The organism is Novosphingobium sp. AAP93 (assembly GCF_001296055.1).
Lineage (GTDB): Bacteria > Pseudomonadota > Alphaproteobacteria > Sphingomonadales > Sphingomonadaceae > Novosphingobium.
Genome location: NZ_LJHZ01000125.1, coordinates 1 through 21,722, shown reverse-complemented (window position 1 = coordinate 21,722; position 21,722 = coordinate 1). Strand labels below are relative to the sequence as shown.

19 protein-coding genes and 1 pseudogene are annotated in these 21,722 nt (G+C 61.6%); 14 read left to right on the top strand and 6 right to left on the bottom strand.

Translation table 11 applies throughout. The annotated features are described in order from the left end of the window. Positions 1–14 precede the first annotated feature (14 nt). Positions 15–1,316, top strand: a complete 1,302-nt coding sequence (locus IP83_RS18135) for a cytochrome P450 (protein WP_054123642.1) — start codon at positions 15–17, stop codon at positions 1,314–1,316. 9 nt (positions 1,317–1,325) lie between these two features. On the opposite strand, the gene galU is transcribed toward IP83_RS18135, so the two are convergent. Further along, positions 1,326–2,225 (bottom strand): UTP--glucose-1-phosphate uridylyltransferase GalU, encoded by a 900-nt coding sequence (gene galU / locus IP83_RS18130; RefSeq protein ID WP_054123641.1) that lies wholly within the window; start codon positions 2,223–2,225, stop codon positions 1,326–1,328. Positions 2,226–2,349: 124 nt separating this feature from the next. On the opposite strand from galU, the gene murA reads away from it, so the two are divergent. Together murA and chrA are read left to right on the top strand one after the other, a co-directional pair. Next, complete coding sequence (gene murA, locus IP83_RS18125) at positions 2,350–3,633, top strand: UDP-N-acetylglucosamine 1-carboxyvinyltransferase (protein WP_054123640.1); 1,284 nt, start codon at positions 2,350–2,352, stop codon at positions 3,631–3,633. After that, positions 3,633–4,928 (top strand): chromate efflux transporter, encoded by a 1,296-nt coding sequence (chrA, locus tag IP83_RS18120; RefSeq protein WP_054123639.1) that lies wholly within the window; start codon positions 3,633–3,635, stop codon positions 4,926–4,928. Before murA ends, chrA begins: the two co-directional genes overlap by 1 nt. A 2-nt stretch (positions 4,929–4,930) precedes the next feature. On the opposite strand, the gene IP83_RS18115 is transcribed toward chrA, so the two are convergent. Both IP83_RS18115 and IP83_RS18110 read right to left on the bottom strand, forming a co-directional pair. Next, positions 4,931–5,212 carry a hypothetical protein gene (locus IP83_RS18115; RefSeq protein ID WP_054123638.1) on the bottom strand — a complete coding sequence of 94 codons (282 nt, stop codon included), beginning with the start codon at positions 5,210–5,212 and terminating at the stop codon, positions 4,931–4,933. 83 nt (positions 5,213–5,295) lie between these two features. Beyond that, on the bottom strand, positions 5,296–5,553 hold the full coding sequence (locus IP83_RS18110; RefSeq protein ID WP_054123637.1) for a ribbon-helix-helix domain-containing protein: 258 nt from the start codon (positions 5,551–5,553) through the stop codon (positions 5,296–5,298). A gap of 60 nt (positions 5,554–5,613) precedes the next feature. Between IP83_RS18110 and IP83_RS18105 the strand changes: the two genes are divergently transcribed. Continuing rightward, on the top strand, positions 5,614–6,399 hold the full coding sequence (locus IP83_RS18105; protein ID WP_054123636.1) for a DUF4019 domain-containing protein: 786 nt from the start codon (positions 5,614–5,616) through the stop codon (positions 6,397–6,399). A gap of 45 nt (positions 6,400–6,444) precedes the next feature. Here IP83_RS18105 and phbB read toward each other — a convergent pair whose 3' ends face one another. Together phbB and IP83_RS18095 are read right to left on the bottom strand one after the other, a co-directional pair. After that, positions 6,445–7,167 carry an acetoacetyl-CoA reductase gene (phbB, locus tag IP83_RS18100; protein ID WP_054123661.1) on the bottom strand — a complete coding sequence of 241 codons (723 nt, stop codon included), beginning with the start codon at positions 7,165–7,167 and terminating at the stop codon, positions 6,445–6,447. A 112-nt stretch (positions 7,168–7,279) separates the two neighbouring features. Then, positions 7,280–8,095, bottom strand: coding sequence for a hypothetical protein (locus tag IP83_RS18095; protein WP_231625118.1), 816 nt, complete (start codon positions 8,093–8,095; stop codon positions 7,280–7,282). Between the two features lie 423 nt (positions 8,096–8,518). Here IP83_RS18095 and IP83_RS18090 point away from each other — a divergent pair, with 423 nt between their 5' ends. The 10 genes from IP83_RS18090 (at position 8,519) to IP83_RS18045 (ending at position 21,063) form a co-directional block, all read left to right on the top strand. Next, complete coding sequence (locus IP83_RS18090) at positions 8,519–8,932, top strand: DUF3576 domain-containing protein (RefSeq protein ID WP_231625124.1); 414 nt, start codon at positions 8,519–8,521, stop codon at positions 8,930–8,932. A 66-nt stretch (positions 8,933–8,998) separates the two neighbouring features. After that, a complete protein-coding gene (gene leuS, locus IP83_RS18085) occupies positions 8,999–11,560 on the top strand; it encodes a leucine--tRNA ligase (RefSeq protein ID WP_054123634.1) in 2,562 nt (853 codons plus the stop codon). A 31-nt stretch (positions 11,561–11,591) separates the two neighbouring features. Further along, a complete protein-coding gene (lptE, locus tag IP83_RS18080) occupies positions 11,592–12,047 on the top strand; it encodes an LPS assembly lipoprotein LptE (RefSeq protein ID WP_054123633.1) in 456 nt (151 codons plus the stop codon). Between the two features lie 7 nt (positions 12,048–12,054). Next, positions 12,055–13,089 carry a DNA polymerase III subunit delta gene (gene holA / locus IP83_RS18075; protein WP_054123632.1) on the top strand — a complete coding sequence of 345 codons (1,035 nt, stop codon included), beginning with the start codon at positions 12,055–12,057 and terminating at the stop codon, positions 13,087–13,089. A 272-nt stretch (positions 13,090–13,361) separates the two neighbouring features. Continuing rightward, entirely contained in the window at positions 13,362–14,723 is a 1,362-nt protein-coding gene (locus IP83_RS20985) for a sugar transferase (protein WP_231625117.1), read from the top strand. Between the two features lie 203 nt (positions 14,724–14,926). Further along, positions 14,927–15,193, top strand: a complete 267-nt coding sequence (locus tag IP83_RS18065; RefSeq protein ID WP_156309848.1) for a hypothetical protein — start codon at positions 14,927–14,929, stop codon at positions 15,191–15,193. A 306-nt stretch (positions 15,194–15,499) separates the two neighbouring features. Next, the gene (locus IP83_RS18060) at positions 15,500–16,816 is read left to right on the top strand and encodes an O-antigen ligase family protein (RefSeq protein ID WP_054123630.1); all 1,317 of its coding nucleotides are present in this window, start codon (positions 15,500–15,502) and stop codon (positions 16,814–16,816) included. 103 nt (positions 16,817–16,919) lie between these two features. Then, entirely contained in the window at positions 16,920–17,612 is a 693-nt protein-coding gene (locus tag IP83_RS18055; protein ID WP_054123629.1) for a polysaccharide biosynthesis/export family protein, read from the top strand. Between the two features lie 13 nt (positions 17,613–17,625). Continuing rightward, the gene (locus tag IP83_RS18050; protein WP_231625116.1) at positions 17,626–19,869 is read left to right on the top strand and encodes a polysaccharide biosynthesis tyrosine autokinase; all 2,244 of its coding nucleotides are present in this window, start codon (positions 17,626–17,628) and stop codon (positions 19,867–19,869) included. Positions 19,870–19,950: 81 nt separating this feature from the next. After that, entirely contained in the window at positions 19,951–21,063 is a 1,113-nt protein-coding gene (locus tag IP83_RS18045; RefSeq protein ID WP_156309846.1) for a hypothetical protein, read from the top strand. 11 nt (positions 21,064–21,074) lie between these two features. On the opposite strand, the pseudogene IP83_RS18040 reads toward IP83_RS18045, so the two are convergent. Beyond that, a pseudogene (locus IP83_RS18040) lies at positions 21,075–21,335 on the bottom strand (integrase core domain-containing protein); the annotation flags it as partial. Positions 21,336–21,722 lie beyond the last annotated feature (387 nt).

Below are 21,722 nucleotides of genomic sequence, written 5' to 3'. Positions count from 1 at the left end.
GAAGGACGCTTACCATGGCCACCAAAGCCGACCACATCGTTCCCGAGGAAATCGGCCGCGCCGTGATTGATCCGGCAGCCTATGCCGCCTGGGATCCGCTGCTTGACCAGTTCGATATGCTGCGCAGCGACGGCCTGCAGGTCGCTCGCGTGGTCTCTTCGGCCGATCTGCACGAGCCGTTCTGGCTGGTCAGCTCGTTCGACGAGGTAATGGCGGCGAGCAAGGACAACACAACCTTCCTCAATCATCCCAAGCCGACCGTGTTCACGCTGCGCAGCACCGATGCGCTCGCCCGCGCGATCACCGGAGGCAGCCCGCACCTCGTGCAGTCGCTCGTCCAGCTGGATGCCCCGCTGCACCCCAAGCTGCGCCGGCTGACGCAGGACTGGTTCATGCCCAAGAACCTGCGCACGATCGAGCAGCGCGTGCGCACCATCGCCGAAGCAACGGTCGACCGCCTGCTGCAGGCCGGCGGCGAAGGTGATTTCACCAAGCTGGTCTCCTCACCCTATCCGCTCCACGTCGTCATGCAGATCCTCGGCGTCCCCGAGGAGGACGAGCAACGCATGCTCGTGCTGACCCAGCAGATGTTCGGCGGACAAGACGAGGAGCTCAACCAGTCCGGCATCAAGGATCTTCCGCCCGAGATGATCACCCAGATCGTCGCCGGCGCGGTCAAGGACTTCGAGGCCTACTTCGCCGCGCTCGCCGCAGAGCGGCGGAAGAACCCGACCGACGATGTGGCGACGGTCATCGCCAATGGCACAATCGACGGCCAGCCACTCGATGACGTGGTCACCGCAGGCTACTATATCATCACCGCAAGCGCAGGACACGATACGACAAGCGCGTCCACCGCCGGAGCGATGCTGGCGTTGGCACGCGATCCGGAGCAGTTTGCCCGGGTCAAGGCGGAACGCAGCCTTCTGGCGGGCATTGTCGAGGAAGCGATCCGCTGGACGACCCCGGTGCAGCACTTCATGCGCACCGCATCGGTCGATACCGAGCTTGGCGGCCAGAAGATCGCCAAAGATGATTGGCTGATGCTGAACTACGTTGCGGCCAACCATGACCCGTCGCAGTTTCCCGACCCGCGCCGGTTCGATGCCGCGCGGGAAGGAAACCGCCATCTTGCCTTCGGCGCGGGCGCACACCAGTGCCTCGGGCTCCATCTGGCCCGGCTCGAAATGCGCATCCTGTTCGAAGTACTGCTCGACCGGCTGGACAGCGTGGAGCTGGCGGGCGAACCCGCGCGCGCCAAGTCCACCTTTGTCGGCGGGCTCAAGCGCCTTCCGCTAAGGTGGAAGGCGGCTTGAGCCGCCACGTTACTGCGCCAGCAGACGCTGCATGATCGCGCGGACGTCGTCCGCCATGTCCGGTCGTTCGAGCGCGAGCGAAAGAGTGGCCTCGACGAAACCGGCCTTGCTGCCGCAATCGAACCGCCGTCCGGTGAAGGTTACCGCGTGGAACGGCTGGCTTCCGATCATGCGCGCCATTGCATCGGTCAGCTGGATCTCGCCGCCAGCCCCCTTCTCCTGGCCTTCCAGCGTGCGCATGACCTCGGGCTGCAGGATATAGCGGCCAGAAATGATGAGATTCGAAGGCGCTTCCTGGCGCTTCGGCTTCTCGACCAGCGCGGTCACTTCCGTCAGCTTGTCGGAAATGCGCGCACCGGGCGCGATCACGCCGTAACTGGAGACCTCTTCTTCGGGCACTTCGAGCACGCTGATGAGATTGCCGCCCACTTCGTTGTAAGCCTCGACCATTTCCTTCATGCAGCCGGGCGTGCCGATCATCAGCTCGTCGGGCAGAAAGATCGCAAACGGTTCATCGCCGACAATAGCGCGCGCGCACCAGATTGCGTGGCCCAGGCCCATGGGCACCTGCTGCCGCACTGTTACGAGATTGCCGGGCAGGATGCGGGTGGCATCAAGAATCGACAGATCCTTGCCCCGGTCACTCATTGTCCGCTCAAGCTCGAAAGCCGTATCGAAATGCTCGACGATCGCGGTCTTGCCTCGACCGGTCACGAAGATCAGCTGCTCGATGCCAGCCTCACGCGCTTCGTCGACCGCATATTGGATCAGCGGCCGGTCGATGATCGGCAGCATTTCCTTGGGGATCGCCTTCGTCGCAGGAAGAAACCGCGTACCCATCCCGGCTACAGGGAAAACCGCCTTGCGAACAGGCTTGCGAACAGGCTCGGAGGCGGTTTTGGCAGTCATGGCGTGTTGAGTCCCCTTGAAAGCGTCGGTTTTCAGGTCCGATGCGGATATGACATAACGAGCGCATAAAGCGCCACCATTTCGATCCTGTTGCGCCAATTGGCAAACAAGCTAAACGACCGCGATGGACAAGATCATCATTCGCGGCGGCAATCGCCTTTCCGGCACAGTTCCAGTCTCGGGCGCAAAGAATGCTGCACTGACACTGCTGCCTTGCGCACTCCTGACCGAAGAGCCGGTGACGCTGCGCAATCTGCCGCGCCTCGCGGATATCGATGGCTTCCAGCACCTGCTAAACCAGTTCGGCGTTTCGACCTCCATTGCCGGGGCCCGTCCGGAGGACTTTGGCCGTGTGATGACGCTGCAGGCCACCCGCCTCACTTCGACGGTCGCGCCTTACGATCTTGTGCGCAAGATGCGTGCCTCGATTCTGGTCCTTGGCCCGCTGCTATCCCGCGCGGGTGAAGCGACGGTTTCGCTCCCCGGAGGCTGCGCCATCGGCAACCGGCCGATCGACCTGCATCTCAAGGCCCTTGAAGCCTTCGGCGCGCAGATCGAACTGGCGGCGGGCTACGTCCGGGCGATTGCGCCGGATGGCGGGCTGCCGGGAGGTGACTATAGCTTCCCGATCGTATCGGTCGGCGCAACCGAGAATGCGCTTATGGCGGCCGTCCTCGCACGCGGCACCAGCACGCTGCACAATGCGGCGCGCGAGCCTGAAATTGTCGACCTGTGCAACCTGCTCGTCGCGATGGGCGCGCAGATCGAAGGCATCGGCACATCCGACATTACCATCCACGGTGTGAACCGGCTTCATGGCGCGACCTATATGGTCATGCCCGACCGCATCGAGGCAGGGAGCTATGCCTGCGCTGCCGCGATCACTGGCGGTGATATCACACTCGCCGGCGCGCGCGCCGAAGACATGGCCTCAACGATCCAGGCGCTGCGTGATGCAGGTGTTCTGGTCGAGCAGGTGCGCGGCGGCCTGCGCGTCGCCAGCGAAGGCCCGTTGCGCCCGGTCACGCTCTCAACCGCGCCGTATCCCGGCCTTGCCACCGACATGCAGGCACAGCTCATGGCGATGCTCTGCCTCGCCAATGGTTCGAGTGTGCTTACCGAGACCATCTTCGAAAACCGCTATATGCATGTGCCCGAACTCAACCGGATGGGCGCGCATATTGAGACGAAGGGCCGCACCGCAATCGTCCACGGCGTCAGCAAGCTGCACGGCGCCGAAGTCATGGCAACCGACCTGCGTGCTTCGATGAGCCTGGTCATCGCAGGCCTTGCCGCCGAAGGCGAGTCGCAGGTCCACCGTCTCTATCACCTTGATCGCGGTTATGAGCGGCTTGAGGAGAAGTTCGCATTGATCGGCGCGGACGTGGAGCGCGTCGGCGGCGACTGATGCCAGGGCCCACGCTGACAGAGCTGACCCGGGTTTTCGCGCGGATCGGTTGTCTCAGTTTCGGCGGACCTGCCGGGCAAATCGCACTGATGCAGCGCGAATTGGTCGAGGAGCGTGGATGGGTCGAGCAGGGCGCATTCCTGCGAGCGCTCAATCTCTGCCATCTTCTGCCCGGCCCGGAAGCGCAGCAGTTGGCGACATGGATCGGCTGGCGCCTGCATGGCGTGCGCGGCGGGCTGATCGCGGGGCTGCTCTTCGTACTCCCCGGTGCGGCCATCATGCTGGCGCTTTCTCTGCTCTATGTCGCAGCGTCCGGACCTGGCTGGTTTGCAGCGCTGTTCCTCGGAATCAAGGCGGCAGTGCTGGCGGTTGTGATGCAGGCCCTTCTGCGGGTGGCGAGGCGGGCCTTGGGGACGCGCTTCAAGCTTATGCTCGCTGTAGTTGCCGCCCTAGCACTCACCTTGCTGCACACCCCATTCCCGATCGTGATCGTGACCGCTGGCCTGATCGGCGCAGCGGCAGCACTTTGGGCACCGCAATGGCTGGGAGAGCATCATGCTACAGCCGCGGACGGCCCTCTCGCGCCCGCGCGTCAGCTTGTCGGCCTGACGGTCCGCACGGTGGCCTTGTGGCTCGCGATCTGGGGGCTCCCACTGGCAGCAGTATTCCTCATCCTCGGTCCGCAGCATATCCTCTGGCCGATCGGCCTGTTCTTCTCACGGCTTGCGGTAGTGACCTTTGGCGGGGCCTATGCCGTGCTAGCCTATATGGCCCAGGCTACGGTGAGCGGGTTTGGCTGGCTCACCCCGGGCGAGATGGCCGATGGCCTCGGCCTCGCCGAAACGACGCCAGGCCCGCTGATCATGGTCACCCAGTTTGTCGGTTTCATCGCCGCGTGGCGCCATCCGGGCGGGCTTTCGCCGTTGATGGCGGGGCTACTCGGGGCCGGTCTCACCACTTGGGTTACTTTCGCCCCTTGCTTCTTGTGGATCTTCGCTTGCGCGCCATGGATGGAACGGCTGGAGCGTGCCGAGCGACTTCAGGGCGCACTGGCAGCGATTACTGCGGCGGTCGTCGGCGTTATCGCCAACCTCGCGCTTTGGTTCGCCTTGCACGTGCTGTTCCGGCGCGTTGCGGAGTCTGGACTGCCTGACCTCGCCAGCCTCGATTGGCGGGCAGCCCTGATCGCGGCTCAAGCGGCGGTGCTGCTGTTTGGCCTGAAGCGCGGAATTGTGACGGCTATGGCGATCTGCGCCGCCACCAGTCTTGCGCTCTCTCTGTTACCGATCAGCTGACGTCAGACGCGGCGGCAGCGCTTTTTCGCGGTGAGCGTACGGTCGATGGCGCGACCGGCAAAGGCGCCGCCGACAGCGCCGGCAACGATCCCGACCGGGCCGCCCAGAACTGCCTTGCCGACAAGGGCGCCACCCGCGCCACCTGCGATCAGGCCGGCAGTGCCGCTCGAATGCCGACAGACGCGGTATGTACGGTTGGTGTGCCGACGCGCATCGGCTGTTTCGGGCAATGTGGCAGCCGCAAGCGTGGCTAACATGGTGACGGCAAAAAGGCTACGGCGCATCAATGGTTCTCCCGGACGAAGCATGACCCGTTGATTAGGGCTGATTGTGTCAGAATGCAGAATGAACGGGGATAGACCACGGTTCAGTCTGCGTCGGACCGCCCGCCCGATGCGGCAAGACGCGCGGCCAGCCAAAGTCGGACCGCGCCTGCCAGCCCGGGCGGTACTTCAGCCGTTATCCGTTCGGCATCGATGCGGGCGACGATGGCGTTGATGGGGACGGCTTCTTGCAGAGCGGCATCGCGCAACAAATCCCAGAACAGAGGTTCAAGGCTGATTGATGTCTTGTGACCGGCGATCTCGACCGATCGCTTGACCGGGGGGTGGTAAGGCGCTGGCATGCCTGGGGATACGAATTATTTGGGGTGGCCCGCAAGAGCCCGCCTCCGTACATCCCCCGGATGACCGCAGGCTATGACGCGCTTACCGAGAAGGAGAAAGAGACGCTGCGGCTGCTGCTGAACGGCCATGATGCGAAGTCCATTGCGCGCGAGTTGGGTCTTTCAGTCCATACCATTCACGAAAGGCTGCGCGATACCCGCCGCAAGATGTCCGTGTCGAGCAGCCGCGAAGCTGCGCGCTTGCTGCACCAGATCGAAGGACAGACCCCCGAAAAATCGTGGGACAAGGCAATCGGGGATGATGGCCCGACGACAAGCGCGCACCCCGCGGGGCAGACGACCCGAAGCGCTGGCGGTTGGCGCCGGGCTGGGTGGATCGTCGGAGGAACTGTGATGTTGATCAGTCTTGCCCTGCTCGCCATGCTAACACAGTCCGGCTCCCCTGCTCCGACTGGAAATGTTCGCATGGTTGCACCATCAACGAGCGTCTCGGTACCGGTCGCGCCTGCTTCAGCCAGCGAAGCTGCGGCAACCGATGCGGCACGGCGGTTCCTTGCGATGCTCGATCGGGACGATTGGACTGCGGGTTGGCAGGCTACCCACAAGTCGTTTCAGCTGCTCAACACCGTCGAATGGTGGGGTCAGGCGTCACAATCCGTGCGCGCACGGGTCGGGCGGCCGATATCGCGCGAACTTGCAGCAGTGGATTTCACCGCTGCACCGCCCAATGGCTACTGGGTGATCACTTTCAAGGCCCGCTACAGCAACAAAAGCAGCGTAACCGAAACGCTTCAGATCGTCTCCGACGTCGAGGGCTGGAAGGTTGCGGGCATCACGGTCGATTAACCCAACGGTGGTGCCCCGCTCCGGAAGGGGCGGGGCATGCACCCCTCAGTACATATGCTGGCCGCCGTTGATGCTCATGGTCGAGCCGGTCACGAAAGCGCCATCCTCCGAGGTCAGGAACGCAACGCCGCGCGCGATCTCGTCAGCCTGGCCGAGGCGGCCAACCGGAATCTTGGCGACAATCTTCTCCAGCACCGGCGCGGGCACCGCAGCCACCATATCGGTGTCGATATAGCCTGGCGCGATGGCATTCACGGTCACGCCATACTTGGCGCCTTCCTGCGCCAGCGCCTTGGTGAAGCCATGGATGCCGGATTTGGCCGCAGCATAGTTGACCTGGCCATACTGGCCTGCCTGCCCGTTGATCGAACCGATGTTGACGATGCGGCCCCAGCCGCGCTCGCGCATACCGGGGAAGGTGGCCTTGGCCATGTTGAAGCAGCCGCCGAGGTTGATGCGCATTACCTCGTTCCAGTCTTCAAAGCTCATCTTGTGAAGTACACCGTCGCGCGTGATGCCGGCATTGTTGACGACAATATCGATCGGACCGACATCCTCGGCAATCTTGGCACACATGGCCAGTGTCGATTCGTGATCGCCGACGTCCCAGCGATAAGACGCGATTCCGGTTCTTTCCGTAAACGCACGCGCCTTTTCCTCGTTGCCGGCATAATTGGCGACAACAGTGCGCCCCTGCGCCTGAAGTGCGAGGGAAATGGCTTCACCGATACCCCGAGTACCCCCGGTAACCACTGCAACGCGCGTCATCATCGTCTCCCTCTCCGGTCGATGATGCGAAGGGTAGTCGCAAGGCGGCTGACGGACAAGCGCTTAGGCCGCAGTCATACGACTGCACCGTAAAGGTTCGAAGCTAAAGCAATTAAAACCGGAACTGGGTTCCGACGTAGACAGCCTGGCTGTCTTTCTTGCCATCGGTCAGCGGACGAAGCCGATCGCGTTCCGGCGAGTACCGCACGCCGGCGGTGACATCCAGGTTCCGCGTCAGGCGATAGCTACCACCGAGATCGACCTGATAATCGTTCTGGCCCTCGTACGTCCGCGGAGCGTGGCCAACATGGTCACGCGTGTCGAGTTCGATCCGCGGAGCAAGCCGTGACGAAGGAGCGGGCGAAGATGCCGCGAAGCTGTCCTTGCGGCCGATGGCGCGCAGGTCAGGCATTTCGAGTCGCTGGATATCGAAGCGCGCGGTCTCACGCGAAATGCCCGGGGCTGCCGCAAAGCTCTGGTAGCCACGAGCGAGACCAAGGTTGTACACCATCGGCGCGATCCGAACCGGAGCAACGCCCGGTGCACTTGCCCCTGCCGAAAGCGAGGAGCGGACGACAAGGTTCTGCGTGCCGATTTCGCTGACACGCACCGCTACGGTCACAGCGCGATCAGGACGATTGTCCATACCGGCTGGCGTAAAACGAAACAGCCGTCCATGCCCCGGGGTGCGCCCCTGAATCTGCGCAGTGATTTCCGAAACAAGCTTGGGATCGACCGACGCCGGCGTGAAGGAACCAATGCCGCCGCGAGCAGACAGGCTTACCGGTGACGAGACGAGGCCACCGGTGAGTGCGCTACCAAGGGCTGGTGCCGCGACCATGCCAAGCAATGCGCATCCGACCAATGGCAGCACGCGCGCACGGAAAATTCCGCGCGAATTGCCTCCTTTGATCGTCTTGCCACTCATGGCCTGCACTGACTTTCCCTTTGCCGCACCGTGCAGATAGCCAAATCAGCGAATCTGCAAGCACGCTCTGTACGTGTGACATACGGTGCATTCAGGATAATTTCCAGTAGCACAACGATTTTCTGATCAGCTTGTAGCGGTCTTGGCCAACCTGTTGCACCCAGCCCACAGGCGACCGCCTCGCAGCCGACCGCGCCCATGTCGTTCATGTTTGCCCAAGCGCCAATGCGCCATTCATTGCAACGCCCTTGCGGCGCGGAGCGCGGGGGTGATAGAGCGCATTCGCAAGGCGTCTAACCGGCGCAGATTTCACAAGGCAGGACGCGCGGCGAGGCCGCTAAAGCGTTTGCCAGCAAGGACAGTATGCACGTGACGACACGCCTCCGCTCTTCTTCGTCTATCGCCCGGAGTGTCGCAGCCGGCATGCTCATCATCGCTACCACCGGGCTGGTCGCAGGATGCAGTCACAAGGCTCGCCCCAAGCTGGACCTGGCTGCCAGCAAGGTGACCACGATCGGCGTCAACGCCTATCTGTGGCGCGCAACGCTCGAAACCCTCTCATTCATGCCGCTGCTGCAGACCGACAGCAACGGCGGCGTGGTGGTTACCGACTGGTACGCAAACCCCCTCAATCCGGGCGAGCGGATGAAGCTGACCGTTTCGATCCTCGATCAGGATCTGCGCGCCGATGCGCTGAGGATCGCTGCAAGCCGGCAGGTCAGCCAGGCTGGCAACTGGGTCGATGCTCCGGTTCAGGCCGCCACAGTACAGAAGCTGGAAGACATCATCCTGACCAAAGCGCGCGATCTGCGCCGCCAAACGCTGGTCAACGGCTGATTTCCGGACAGGTCTGCGCTCGCCTGACAGTTGCACGGTTCCGCGCCGCTCCCTAGAGGGGGCGGCATGACTGCCGACCGCCAAGAACCCGTCCGCCCGGAAACCTCGCGCTTCGACCCTGCCACCGCTGATCTGCGCTGGCAGAGTACTTGGGACGAACGCCAGACCTTCCGGGCTGACGACACCTCACCTCGCCCACGCAGCTATGTGCTGGAGATGTTCCCCTATCCGTCGGGGCGCATTCACATCGGCCATGTGCGCAACTACACGATGGGCGACGTGCTCGCGCGCTACAAGCGCATGCGCGGGTTCGAGGTGCTTCACCCGATGGGCTGGGACGCCTTCGGCATGCCGGCCGAGAACGCCGCTATGGAAAAGGGTGTCCATCCAGGCGGCTGGACCCGCGCCAACATCGCCAATATGAAGGCACAGCTGAAGCGCCTCGGCTTCGCGCTCGACTGGAGCCGCGAGCTGGCGACCTGCGAGCCAGAGTACTACGGCCACGAGCAGGCGCTGTTCCTCGACCTCTACGCAGCGGGCCTTGTCACCCGCAAGGAATCGACCGTGAACTGGGATCCGGTCGACATGACCGTGCTTGCCAATGAACAGGTGATCGACGGACGCGGCTGGCGCTCCGGCGCGCTGGTCGAGAAGCGCAAGCTCAGCCAGTGGTTCCTCAAGATCACCGAGTTTGCCGACGAACTGCTCGAAGGGCTCTCCGGCCTCGACAAGTGGCCCGAGAAAGTCCGCACGATGCAGGAGAACTGGATCGGCAAGTCGCAAGGCCTGCAGTTCTGTTTCAAGCCGGTGGCGCCGCTGACCGAGGACATCGAGGTCTATTCGACCCGGCCGGACACGCTGTTCGGCGCCAGCTTTATCGCCATTGCTGCCGATCACCCGATCGCGCAGGCGATTGCGAAGGACTCGCCCGAGGCCGAAAACTTCATCGCAAAGTGCAAGCAAGGTGGCACTACGGCTGCCGAGTTGGAAACGGCGGAGAAGCTGGGCTTTGATACCGGCCTCAAGGTTGTGCACCCGCTCGATGAAAGCTGGGAGCTGCCGGTCTATATCGCAAACTTCGTGCTGATGGACTACGGCACGGGCGCAGTGTTCGGGTGCCCCGCGCATGACCAGCGCGACATCGATTTCGCGCGCAAGTATGGTCTGCCGGTCACCCGCGTCGTCGCCGATGGTGACAAGACCGATCCCGTATTCGAGGGCAATGAGGCCTATACCGGCCCCGGCAAGCTGGTAAACTCGCGCTTCCTCGACGGCATGGACGTGACCGCGGCCAAGGCCGCCGTGATTGCCCGCGCAGAGGCCGAAGGTTGGGGCGAGGGCAAGACCGTTTGGCGCCTGCGCGACTGGGGCGTGAGCCGTCAGCGCTACTGGGGCACGCCGATCCCGTTCATTCACTGCGAGATCTGCGGTGTTGTGCCGGTGCCCAAGAAGCACTTACCGGTCGTATTGCCCGAGGACGTGACGTTTGATGTACCGGGCAACCCGCTCGACCGTCACCCGACGTGGAAACATGTCGATTGTCCGCAGTGCGGCCACGCAGCCCGGCGCGAGACCGACACGCTGGATACTTTCGTCGACTCGTCGTGGTACTTCCTGCGCTTTGCCAGCCAGCCCGGTGACGCGCCGTTTGATGCGGAAGCGATCAGGAAGTGGCTGCCGGTCGAGCAGTATATCGGCGGCATCGAACATGCGATCCTGCACCTGCTCTATGCCCGTTTCTGGACTCGGGCGCTTGCCCGGATCGGCAAGGTCGAGGTGAAGGAGCCTTTCGCCAGCCTGTTCACGCAAGGGATGGTGACCCACGAGACCTACGAACGGCGCAATCCAGAGAACGGTCAGCCGGTGTATTTCTCGCCGCACGAGGTCGAGCGCACGGCGGATGGCGCAACACTGAAGGCCGACGGTGCGCCGGTGGAGATCGGCCGCGTTATCAAGATGTCGAAGTCGAAGAAGAACGTTGTCGACCCCGACGAGATCGTGGCCAAGTATGGCGCCGACGCAATCCGCTGGTTCATGCTGTCGGACAGCCCGCCCGAGCGCGATCTGCCGTGGTCGGAAGCCGGGATCGAGGGCTGCTGGCGCTTTGTCCAGCGACTGTGGCGCCTGTTCGGTGCAGCCGATGCAGCCGCATCGGGTGATGACCTCACGCTGCGGCGCAAGACGCATCAGACCGTCCATGCTGTGGCACAGGACATCGAGGCACTTGGCTTCAACAAGGCCGTGGCGCGCATCTACGAACTGACTGGTGCCACCGAGAAGGCCGCGCCCTCGACTGACCGTACCGCCGCCATCCGCACACTATTGCTGCTGGTTGCCCCGATGATGCCGCATCTTGCCGAAGAAGCCTATGCGACCTTCGGCGAAGGGCTGGTTGCCGATGCAGCCTGGCCCGAAGTCGATCCTGCCCTGCTGGTTGATGACGAAGTGACGGTCGCCGTTCAGGTCAAGGGCAAGCTGCGCGACACGCTGACCGTCGCCAAGGGCACTGCACGCGAAGAGCTCGAACGGCTTGCTCTAGCCTCGGACAAAGTGCAGCGTGCGCTGGACGGGGCAGAAGTGAAGAAGGTGATCGTGGTGCCCGATCGGCTGGTGAACCTTGTCGCATAAAGCTTTTCTGGCCGCCCTTGCGCCATTGGCGATGCTGGCCGGTTGCGGTCTACAGCCGATGTACGCAGGCGGCGGCAGCGGCAAGGTCGCGCAGTCGCTGGCCGGCGTGGACGTGACATCCATCGAGGGCAAAGCGGGCTGGCTCGTCCGTGCCGCACTGGTCGATCGGCTGGGCGCTGGCACGCAGACTACGCCCCGTTACCGGCTGGACGTGCGTCTTGATGAGCAGCTCCAGGGCCTCGGCCTGCTGTCCAACGATGCGGTAACCCGTGAGCGGCGGACATTGAGGGCACGCTATCAACTGATCGATTTGACGAGTGGCGAAATCGTGCTGGACGCCACAGCAGGTGCCGATGCGGGCATCGACATCGTTTCGAGCGAGTACGCGGTGATTGCGGCAGAACAGACCGCGCTTGAGAACCTCAGCCATGAGGTGGCCGACCAGATCGTGACCCGCGTCGCCACGAAACTGCGCAAGGCAGGCTGAGCGCGCCGTGAAGGCGACCCAGAAGACCTTTGCCGGCCAGATTGCGCGTGCCGCTGCGGATGCGACGGTCTTCTATTTCTGTGGTCCTGATGAGGCCGGCGCGGCAGATGCGGCAGCCCGGCTTTCTGCGCACATTGCGGCGCAACAAGGCCAGTTCGAACGCATCGAACTGGCCGGTGCAGACCTGCGACGGGATCCGGTTCGGCTGGCCGATGAGGCGCGTTCAGTTTCTCTGTTTGGCGACAAGCGCCAAATCCACGTCCGCTGTTCGGGCGATGAAATCCATGATGCGGTCGAGACCCTGATTGCCAGCCCAATCAAGGGTTGGCCGGTCTTCATCCTTGCCACTTCGGCCACCGACAAGTCACGCATTGCCAAACTGCTCGCAGACCGGCCTGATGCACTTGTCACCATGTTCCATCCGCCAGATCTCCGCTCGGTCACCCTCGCTGTGCGCGAAATGGCGGATCCGGTTGGTCTGCTGCTGACCGACGAACTGGCCGAACGCATTGCCCGTGGCGCGGCGCTGGACACGCGCATGGCACGCGGCGAGATTGAGAAGCTCGCGCTCTATCTCGATGCGAGTCCAGAATCGCCACGGCGGGTTGATACCGCAGCACTTGATGCCATCGCTGCAGTCAGCGAAGACGACAGTTTCATGCCCTTGGTCAACACCGTACTGGCTGGAGACATAACACATCTTGCATCCGAATTGGCGCGCATGCAGGAGCTCGAACTCAACCCGGTCGGCTTGCTTCTTGCGTTTGAGCGCCGTGCCGCACAGCTTGCGCAACTCGCAGGGCGGATGCGGGGACGCAGCGATATCAATACGTTTCTTGAGCAGGAAATGGCGGCGCGGCGTGTATTCTTTCGGGACAAGCCTGATCTCGCACAGCAGCTCCGGCGGTGGCGCGGGCGCAAGCTTGGCCGACTCGTTGAACGGCTGATGAACCTGCATTGCCAGCTTCTCGCGGACAACCGCAATGGTGAAACCATTTTATCTCAAGGTCTTGCAGAGATTGCGCGCGCAGCGGCCCGTTGAGTCATCCGACGAGTTGCCGCTCCTGTCAGACCGGCTGTGACGGCGATCACACCGACTCGCTTGATTTTGGTCGATAACGTTGTACGTTTTGCAACGCAGCATTTCTACCAATATCGAGGAATCTGCTTATAAGACATTTTGTTGTCCGGGTCGCACAACCGGAACGCTGATCTCAAGCGGTTCAAAAGGGTGCTTTGACGATGACGACGTTGCAGCGAGACAGAGATACTGTCGCGTCGCTCACCGGTACGGGGGGCGATGGACCATCTGGCGTGAAGCGCCAGCTCAAGCTGCCGCTTGCCCCGTCGCTCGAGAAGCGCCGCCTGCAAGCGTATCTGCTGCTTTTGCTCATCGATGGCCTGGTGATCGTCGGCTCTTTGCTGCTGGTCAGTCTACTCTACATGGGTCATGCCAATGATCCGCAGACCATCCAGCAGATCGAACTCTATGTGCCGCTTTATTGGGGCACGGCGCTGATGACCCGGACCTACTCGATCCAGGCGCTCACATCGCTTCGGTTCAGCCAATCACGCTCCATGATGGCGATGGCAACCGCAGTAACGCTGATGCTCTTCATTGCCTTCTTCACCAAATCCAGCGAGCAGGTTTCCCGCGTATCGACCGTTGCAAGTTTGGTCGTCGTCGCTGGCGGCATGGCATGGGCACGCGCTGTCATTCGGCCCGTGATCCGATCCGGCTGCGGAACGACGGCGCAAAACGTGCTGGTGATCGATGACGGCGGCAGTCCCGTACGCGTCCCGTATGCGTGGCATATCGATACGCGCGAACATCGGTTGCGGCCAGATCGCAGCGATCCGCATATGCTGGACCGGCTCGGCATGTTCATGACGAACATGGACAGAGTCATTGTGACCTGCCCGCCGGAGCGTCGCAAGGATTGGGCCCTTGTCTTCAAGGGCTCCAATATATGTGGCGAGATTGTTGATCCGGAAGTGCAGGAGCTCGGCGTTCTTGGCGCAAGCCGCGGACATGGTTTTGGCTCGCTGGTGGTCTCGGTTGGGCCGCTGGGTGTCAGGGCCCGTGCTGCCAAACGCACCATGGATCTGGCGATCGCTGGCACTGCAACCGTTGTATTGGCACCGCTGCTCCTCGTTGTCGCCTTGCTGATCTGGCTTGAGGATCGCGGCCCCATATTCTTCATGCAGCAGCGTCAGGGCCGAAACAACCGGCTCTTCTGGATCTACAAGTTCCGCTCGATGCGTGTCGAGAAGCTCGACGCCGCCGGATCGCGGTCAGCCAGCAAGGACGATGATCGTATCACGCGGATCGGGCGGTTCATTCGCAAGACGAGTATCGACGAGCTCCCGCAGATCTTCAACGTGCTACGCGGTGATATGAGCATCGTCGGGCCTCGCCCGCATGCCATCGGGTCGATGGCCGGTCAGAAGCGCTTCTGGGAGGTCGATCCTAGATACTTGCTGCGTCATTCACTTAAGCCTGGTCTCACCGGTCTTGCACAGATTCGCGGTCTTCGCGGTGCAACCGACTCGGAGTCCGATCTGACCAGCCGTTTGCAGGCAGACCTTGAGTATCTTGATGGATGGACGGCGATCAGGGACATCCGCATCATTTTTGCCACCGTCACCGTTCTGGTTCACGATCGGGCGTTCTAAGGCGAGCCGTTTCACAGGCGCGACAAAGCGGCCAGATTTGTCGATTTGCAACGCGCCAGCCGTCAATGTGCTTCAAAGCACGACGTTTTTGGTGTTCGCAGATGCAACATAAACTTGCACGCGACGCAACATTCGGGTTGATCGAATCACGAAAGCGTACTAAACATCTTTCCGTAAAGTTAATGGAGTGTGGGACTATGAGCATGTTCAAGATCGCCATTGCCGGTGCCGCTACGCTTGGCGTGGTTTTCGCCAGCTCGACCGCCTGCGCCGAAACGGTTCGCGCCGGTGCGGCAACTCCGGGCGTCATCTCGGTCAAGAAGACCAAGGTTCGTCGCACGACTGCGTCGTCTGGTCGTGAATCGCGTGAAGTTAGCGGGACCGACGTCGGTCTCGGTATTCTGGCTGCTGGCATAATCGGCGTTGGCGTCTACGAAGCAACGAAGTCGAGCGACAGCAACGGCGGTTGATTGTTTCCATTGCCTGCTTCGATCCTGAAGGGCTCGCCAAGGTGACTTCGCGAGCCCTCATCATAAGTGCATTTGGTGCGCAGCTTTCTTGCTACTGTGGGTTGTCTGCATGTGGGACTCCCCGATCGGGCTTTGTGTGTTGCCCCGTGGAGGTTCAATACCTAGACCGTCTGCGAGGGGGGTTCTGACATGTCAGGCGTGCAGGCGGTAACCGGATCTGGCGAGGCGCGACGTACCCCAACGAGTCGAACCGCCGACGCTTTGCCCCCATTGCGAACCAGCCCTTTGCCGGGGACTGCGCTTTGCATGGCCATCCTTGGACTTGGCCTCACTCTCGGCGGTGGTGGCACAGTCAATCCTCAGGCTGAGATGGTGCTGCAGGTGCTCACCGCCCTGCTGATGATCCCGCTCGTGATGTCGGTCGGTTGGCAGCGTGGCCTCGGGCGCGTGCAAACGCCTGCTTGGTTGCTGGGTGGTCTCATCCTGCTGATCCCGGTCATGCAACTCATCCCGCTCCCAGCGTCGATCTGGCACGCCTTGCCAGGACGAACAGTCGAGATCCAATCTCTCGCGCTGATTCAGGCTCATCAGTCGTGGATGCCGCTCACTATGGCCCCGGCGCGCACGTTCGCATCCCTGCTTGCAACGACTTTCCCGGTCCTGCTCATGCTGCAGGTATCGCGCCTCTCGCTTAGAGGGCGGTCGTGGCTCTGTGTTGTCATGGTAACCGGCGGCGTCGCCTCGCTGGTCCTCGGTGTCCTTCAACTCTCTCATACGGGCGGCTTTGAGTGGTCGCTGTACAGTCAGTTCAGCGAAGGCTTCCTCGTGGGCTTTCAGGCCAATCGCAACGCTGAAGCCGACGTTCTGCTCATTGGCATTCTTGCGATGGGTGTACTTGTCACATCCCGGCTTGCGGATGGTCGCCGCCACCCCCTTACCCTCGCGGCGCTGCTGCTCGGCCTGTTCACGTTCGGCCTTGGCCTGTTCATGACCGGTTCGCGCACGGGCATCGGCCTTGCCATGCTAACTCTGCTGCTTGTCGCTGTCATGCTTTGGCCGATGCTGAAGGTACGCATCTCCTCGGTCTACCTGCTCGGCGGTGGTGCTGCGGTCATCGCAGTGGGCGGCTTGCTTCTGCAACTGCAATCAGTCCAGAAAGTCCTCACCCGCTTTTCGCTGACCAAGGAAGCCCGTTGGGATCTTTGGGCCGATACTTGGTATTCCATTGGCCAGACTTGGCCCTTCGGGAGCGGGATCGGCACGATCGTTCCCATGCTTGAGGCCGCAGAACGGCTTGACATTGTTGACCCGACCCGGCCGGTGCGGGCGCACAATGACTGGCTTGAATGGACGCTCGAAGCCGGCCTGCCCGGGCTAATCGTGCTCTCACTGATCATTCTGCTCATCCTGGCCCTCGTTGTGCGTTCACTGATGGCTTCCCATCGGGCCGGGGCGAACCCCAGTCGGCGTGCTCAGGTCATTTTTGCGTGCGGATTGCTGACCGTCGAAGCCCTGCATTCGATCGTTGACTATCCCATGCGCAGCATGTCGCTCGCGATGCTGGCCGCAGTGGCGGTCGCATTCCTGATGGAGCCTGCTGCACTGCAGCGAAATCGGCAATGACCGTTAGAATTTACAGGGAGCCGTGCCATGTTGCACTGTGCAATATAAGCTGGCATCGTCCGTTTTGTTTGGATCACGAAATAGCCAAGGGGCCCAGAGTACAGTGAAAAAATCCGCGGCTATTCTCATGCTGCTGGCCAGTGCAAGCCTCACCGCCTGTTCGTCACAGCTGTACAGCGCGCTGCCCACACGGGATGCAGCATATGCGCTCATTCCTCCGATCGATCAGGCAACGACGCCGAGCGAGTATCAGATCGCACCAGGCGATGTCGTTTCGCTCTCGGTTTTTGGTGAGCCGGACCTGACCTTCGAGAAGCTCCCAGTCGATGATGCGGGGTTCATTCAGGTTCCCCTCGTCGGTACTGTGCGCGTAGCGGCACTGACCCCGGCTCAAGCTTCAACCCTGATCGCTTCCAAACTTGGCACCCGTTTCCTGCGCAATCCCGACGTCACGCTCAACGTGGTTGAACAGACCAATCAGGTGGTCACGGTAGAAGGCCAGGTCACTAAGGCGGGCTCCTATCCCGTCGATAGCCAGACGACTCTGCTCGGCGCGATCGCGCTGGCGCAGAGCCCCACACGGATCGCCAAGCTTAATGAAGTGGTGGTTTTCCGAACCATCAAGAACCAACGCATGGCAGCCCGTTTCGATCTTGGACGCATTCGTGCGGGCCGGGATCCCGATCCACAAATCCTTGGCGGCGATGTAGTTGTCGTCGGCTTTTCGCAGGTTAAGTCCGGTTATCAGGACTTCCTGCGGGCAGCGCCCATCTTCAACGTCTTCACTCGCTTCTAACCTCGGCGGTACCGTGCAGCAGATAACATCAGGCCCCGGCTCAGCCGACCTCGCCCTCGCCCCCGAGCAGCTTGCCACCAATAGCGGCTATGGCAGCTACGCGGACATAGATCCCTATGCGGACGGGAAGCCCTTGTTCGATATCAGGGAAATCATCGCGACCATCCGGGCAAACCTTATCGTCATCAGTGCGATCGTCGCAGCCTCGCTGGCCCTGGCCGTGATTGTCACGATGCTCCAGACGCTGCGCTACACGGCCCAGACAACGCTTCAGATCAACGACCAGTCTGCGCAGATCCTCGGCAAGCAGGATGATACACTGCAGGATCCGGTTGTTGCCGCATCCGACACCGAACGCTTCCTCCAGACGCAGGTCGATATTCTCAAAAGCCGCGCCCTCACCGAACGCGTAGCTCAACGGCTTCGCCTTGTAGGCAATGCCCGGTTCTACGACGCGATGGGTGTGCGCCAGCCGACGGGCGATCTTAGCCGGGCCGAGGTTAAAGACCTGACCATACGGACCATCGAGGCTGCGCGCGATGTCGATTTGCCGCGCAACACGCGCCTCGCGACAGTGAGCTTCGTGAGCACCCAGCCGGAGCTCGCCGCGCAGATTGCAAACGCCTTTGCCGCCGAATTCATCCAGACCAACCTGCAACGCCGCTTCGACAGCTCGGCCTATGCTCGCGAATTCATCTCGGGCCAGCTTGCGGAAGCGCGTGCCAAGCTCGAGCGCTCTGAGCGAGAGCTCAACGCATATGCACGAGACGCCGGGCTGATCCGCGACCGCGACGCATCGACGGGAGCTCAGAGTAGCCGTGTCGGCAGTTCGGTGACAACCACCAGCCTGCTCGAAGTTAACTCTACCGCCAACCAGGCACAGGCCAACCGCATCGCCATGGAAGGGCGCTGGACGCTGATCTCTCGAGGAAATCCGCTCGATTCGCCGGATGTGCTGGCCAACCCTGCGGTCTCCCAGCTTCTTGCCGAGCGTGCACGCAACATGTCCGAGCTTGAGAAGCAGCGAGCCAACCATCTTGAGGATTATCCGGCAGTTCAGCAGCTCAAGGCGCAGGTCGGCGTGATTGACGCACAGATCCAGAATGTTGCGCGCAGCATCCGTGCTTCGGTGAAGCAGCAGTATGACGCGGCCGTGGATGCCGAGAAAAGCTTGAAGCGCCAAGTCGCGGAGCTCAAGAGTTCTTCGCTGGCCGAGCAGGATCAACTCGTGCAGTACCGCTTGCTCGAACGCGAGGCTGATACCAACCGCACAGTCTACGAAGGTTTGCTGCAGCGCTACAAGGAGCTCAATGCAGCGGCCGGTATCAGCGCCAGCAACATTGCAATCATTGATACTGCTGTCGCGCCGATCCGGCCGAGCTCACCCAATTTGCTGCGCAATCTGTTGCTTGCTCTGGTGCTGGGTATCATTTCGTCCGCGATCGTGATCTACCTTCGCACGCTTCTCGATGACTCGGTCAAAGTGCCGGAGGACGTCGAAGGCAAACTGCAGTTGCCGCTTCTGGGCGTCATCCCGCTTGCGCAGGAGCTCGAAATCAATCTGGCGATGGAGGATCCAAAGTCGCCTATCAGCGAGGGCTACAACTCTCTGCGAAGCGCGCTGCTGTACTCCACTGCAGCCGGCTTGCCCAAGACCCTGCTGGTCACCAGCTCGCAGCCCTCGGAAGGCAAGTCCACCACCAGCCTTGCTATCGCCAAGGGTATCGCTCGCCTCGGGCGGAGCGTGGTCCTGCTCGATGTCGACTTGCGCAGACCCGCGCTGCATCGCACGATCCCAATGCTCAACGGCGAAAACGAGCTCGGTGTGACTAGCATTCTCACGGCACAGAGCACAGTCGAGGAAGCCCTGCGCGATACAGATGTTGATCACCTCAAGATCATCACATCCGGTCCGATTCCGCCAAGCCCCACAGAACTCATCAGCTCCAAGCGGATGACACAGCTGATCGAAGAACTGTCGGAAAAATTCGATCTTGTGCTGCTCGACAGCCCACCAGTCCTGGGTCTAGCCGACTCTCCGCTGATGGCCGCATTGGTCGATGGCGTGGTGATCGTCATCCAGTCCGACCGCAGCCGCCGCGGTTCGCTCAAGGCTTCATTGAGGCGCTTGCGCAGCATGCGCACCAACATCCTTGGTGCCGCACTGACTAAGTTTGATCCGAACGATGCCGGCAACCGCTACTCAGAGTACTACGGGTACAATTACTACCATTATAGCAACTCTGCGGCGAACTAGCCGATGCCCACGACTGCAAACTCCGGACTTCTCAGCCGTGTCCGTGCGTTTGCAGGGGGCTCGGGACTTGCTTTGCTTGCCGTGGCCGCGCTGCTCAGCGGTTCGGACCGGCAAAGCCGCGATTTTCCCAATTCCCCCAGTGTGGTGGGCTGGCCCTATGATACCGGGGCAGCGCGTGCGAAGGCCGCCATCGCGTTTGTGCGCAGCGGTCCGGCCAGCGCGATTGGATACGCACGCAGAGCCATCCTGTCGGACCCAATTTCAGCGCAGGCCGTGTCGATCCTGGGCAGGGCGGAGCTGTTTTCGCAGCACCAGCTCGAAGCCCGGAAGGCATTCCAGGTCTCGGGTCAATTGGGCTGGCGCGATGCCATGACCCAAATCTACTGGCTCGATCAAGCACTGCAGGATGAGAATTACAGGGTTGCTGCCGAACGCCTTGACGCGTTGCTGAGGCAAACGCCTGATGACGAGAACCGCGACCGCTTCCTCGCCGCCGTTGCCGCCACACCGGAGGGGCGCGCTGCACTCGCCGAGCGGCTGAAGCTGGCGCCGCCATGGGCGCTGCCGATGGCCTACGACTTGCGTGACCTCCCCACCGATGCGCTCCTTCAGCGCGTCGATCTTATGCGCAGGACGGGAAAGGGCGTTTGGGAATGCGCAGCATCCGAAGTGCTCGCCCAGAAGTTGATTACCCAGAACCTGCTTGATGATGCGCAGTCTGTATGGGCACTCAATTGCGGCTCTGCGGGGTCCCTGGTGTATGATGGCGGCTTCGAGAAGTTCGATATGCTGAAGCCAGCGACCGGCTTTGCATGGCAGATATCCGACCGGGGCGACGTCGAGATAGCAGTTCTAAAAAACGCAACGGGTGGGCAGAGCCTTAGTCTCTCCAACAGAAGTACTAGAACCTTACCCATCTTGAACCAGCTCGTAGTTTTAAAACCTGGCCGCTATCGCCTCGTTTGGCGCACTCCCGAAACTCCGCTGACGGAGGCACGCCAAATCCTTACATCACTGAATTGCACGTTTGATCTGAGCGACGCAGTTGAAGGCAATGCCGTCGCGGGAAAACAGAATACCTGGAGTCGCGATGTCATTGTCGATCGTCAATGCCCTGCGAGGCGACTCACTTTTTGGCTGCCCCCACGTGCGGAAGCTCATCTTGATAATGTCGAGCTTTTGACCGAATATTGAGATCAATAGCATTAAGAAACACTACTGCTGATGTTTGGGCCCGGGATTTGATGGTGCGGATTTGATGTGAAGCGGCGCGCTTCATTTGTCCAGCATTTGCAGATGAACTCGTATGGTGTGAGGCCCTTGAGCGTCTTGAGGCGCTTGGCGAAGTTATAGGCCGCGACGAAGTTTGCGAGATGCTCGCGCAACTGATCGTGGGTCTCGTAGTAGAAGCACTTGACGGTCGCGTCCTTGATGGTGCGGTTCATTCGTTCAACCTGCCCATTGGTCGTAAGACCGTATGTCCGCTGAGCGACTGAGGGCGACCCTACGCTCTGATGTCCGCTGTCAACGCTGCGGGCGTGCGCCAGCGACCGGCCCAGCCGGAGCCATTTGGATGATCGCACACAGGTGGAGGCAGGACCTGAAGGACGTCGGTGATCAAGCTCTGATGCGCGGGTTGGATACCGCATTACCGATTGAGCGTCTGGGGCTGTCCCTGTCTTACTACGGGCGTCGGACAATAGCCGGCCACAAAGCGTCTGTCGGGCGTTCCCCTGCCGTGACCCTGCCCCCGCCTGTGCGCGAGTGGGATAAGTCGATCAGACTGGCTGCACGACGGCTAGCGTCCGCGCTCGTGGTGTAATTTCCGGTGTAGGCGATGGTGTATTCCGGGG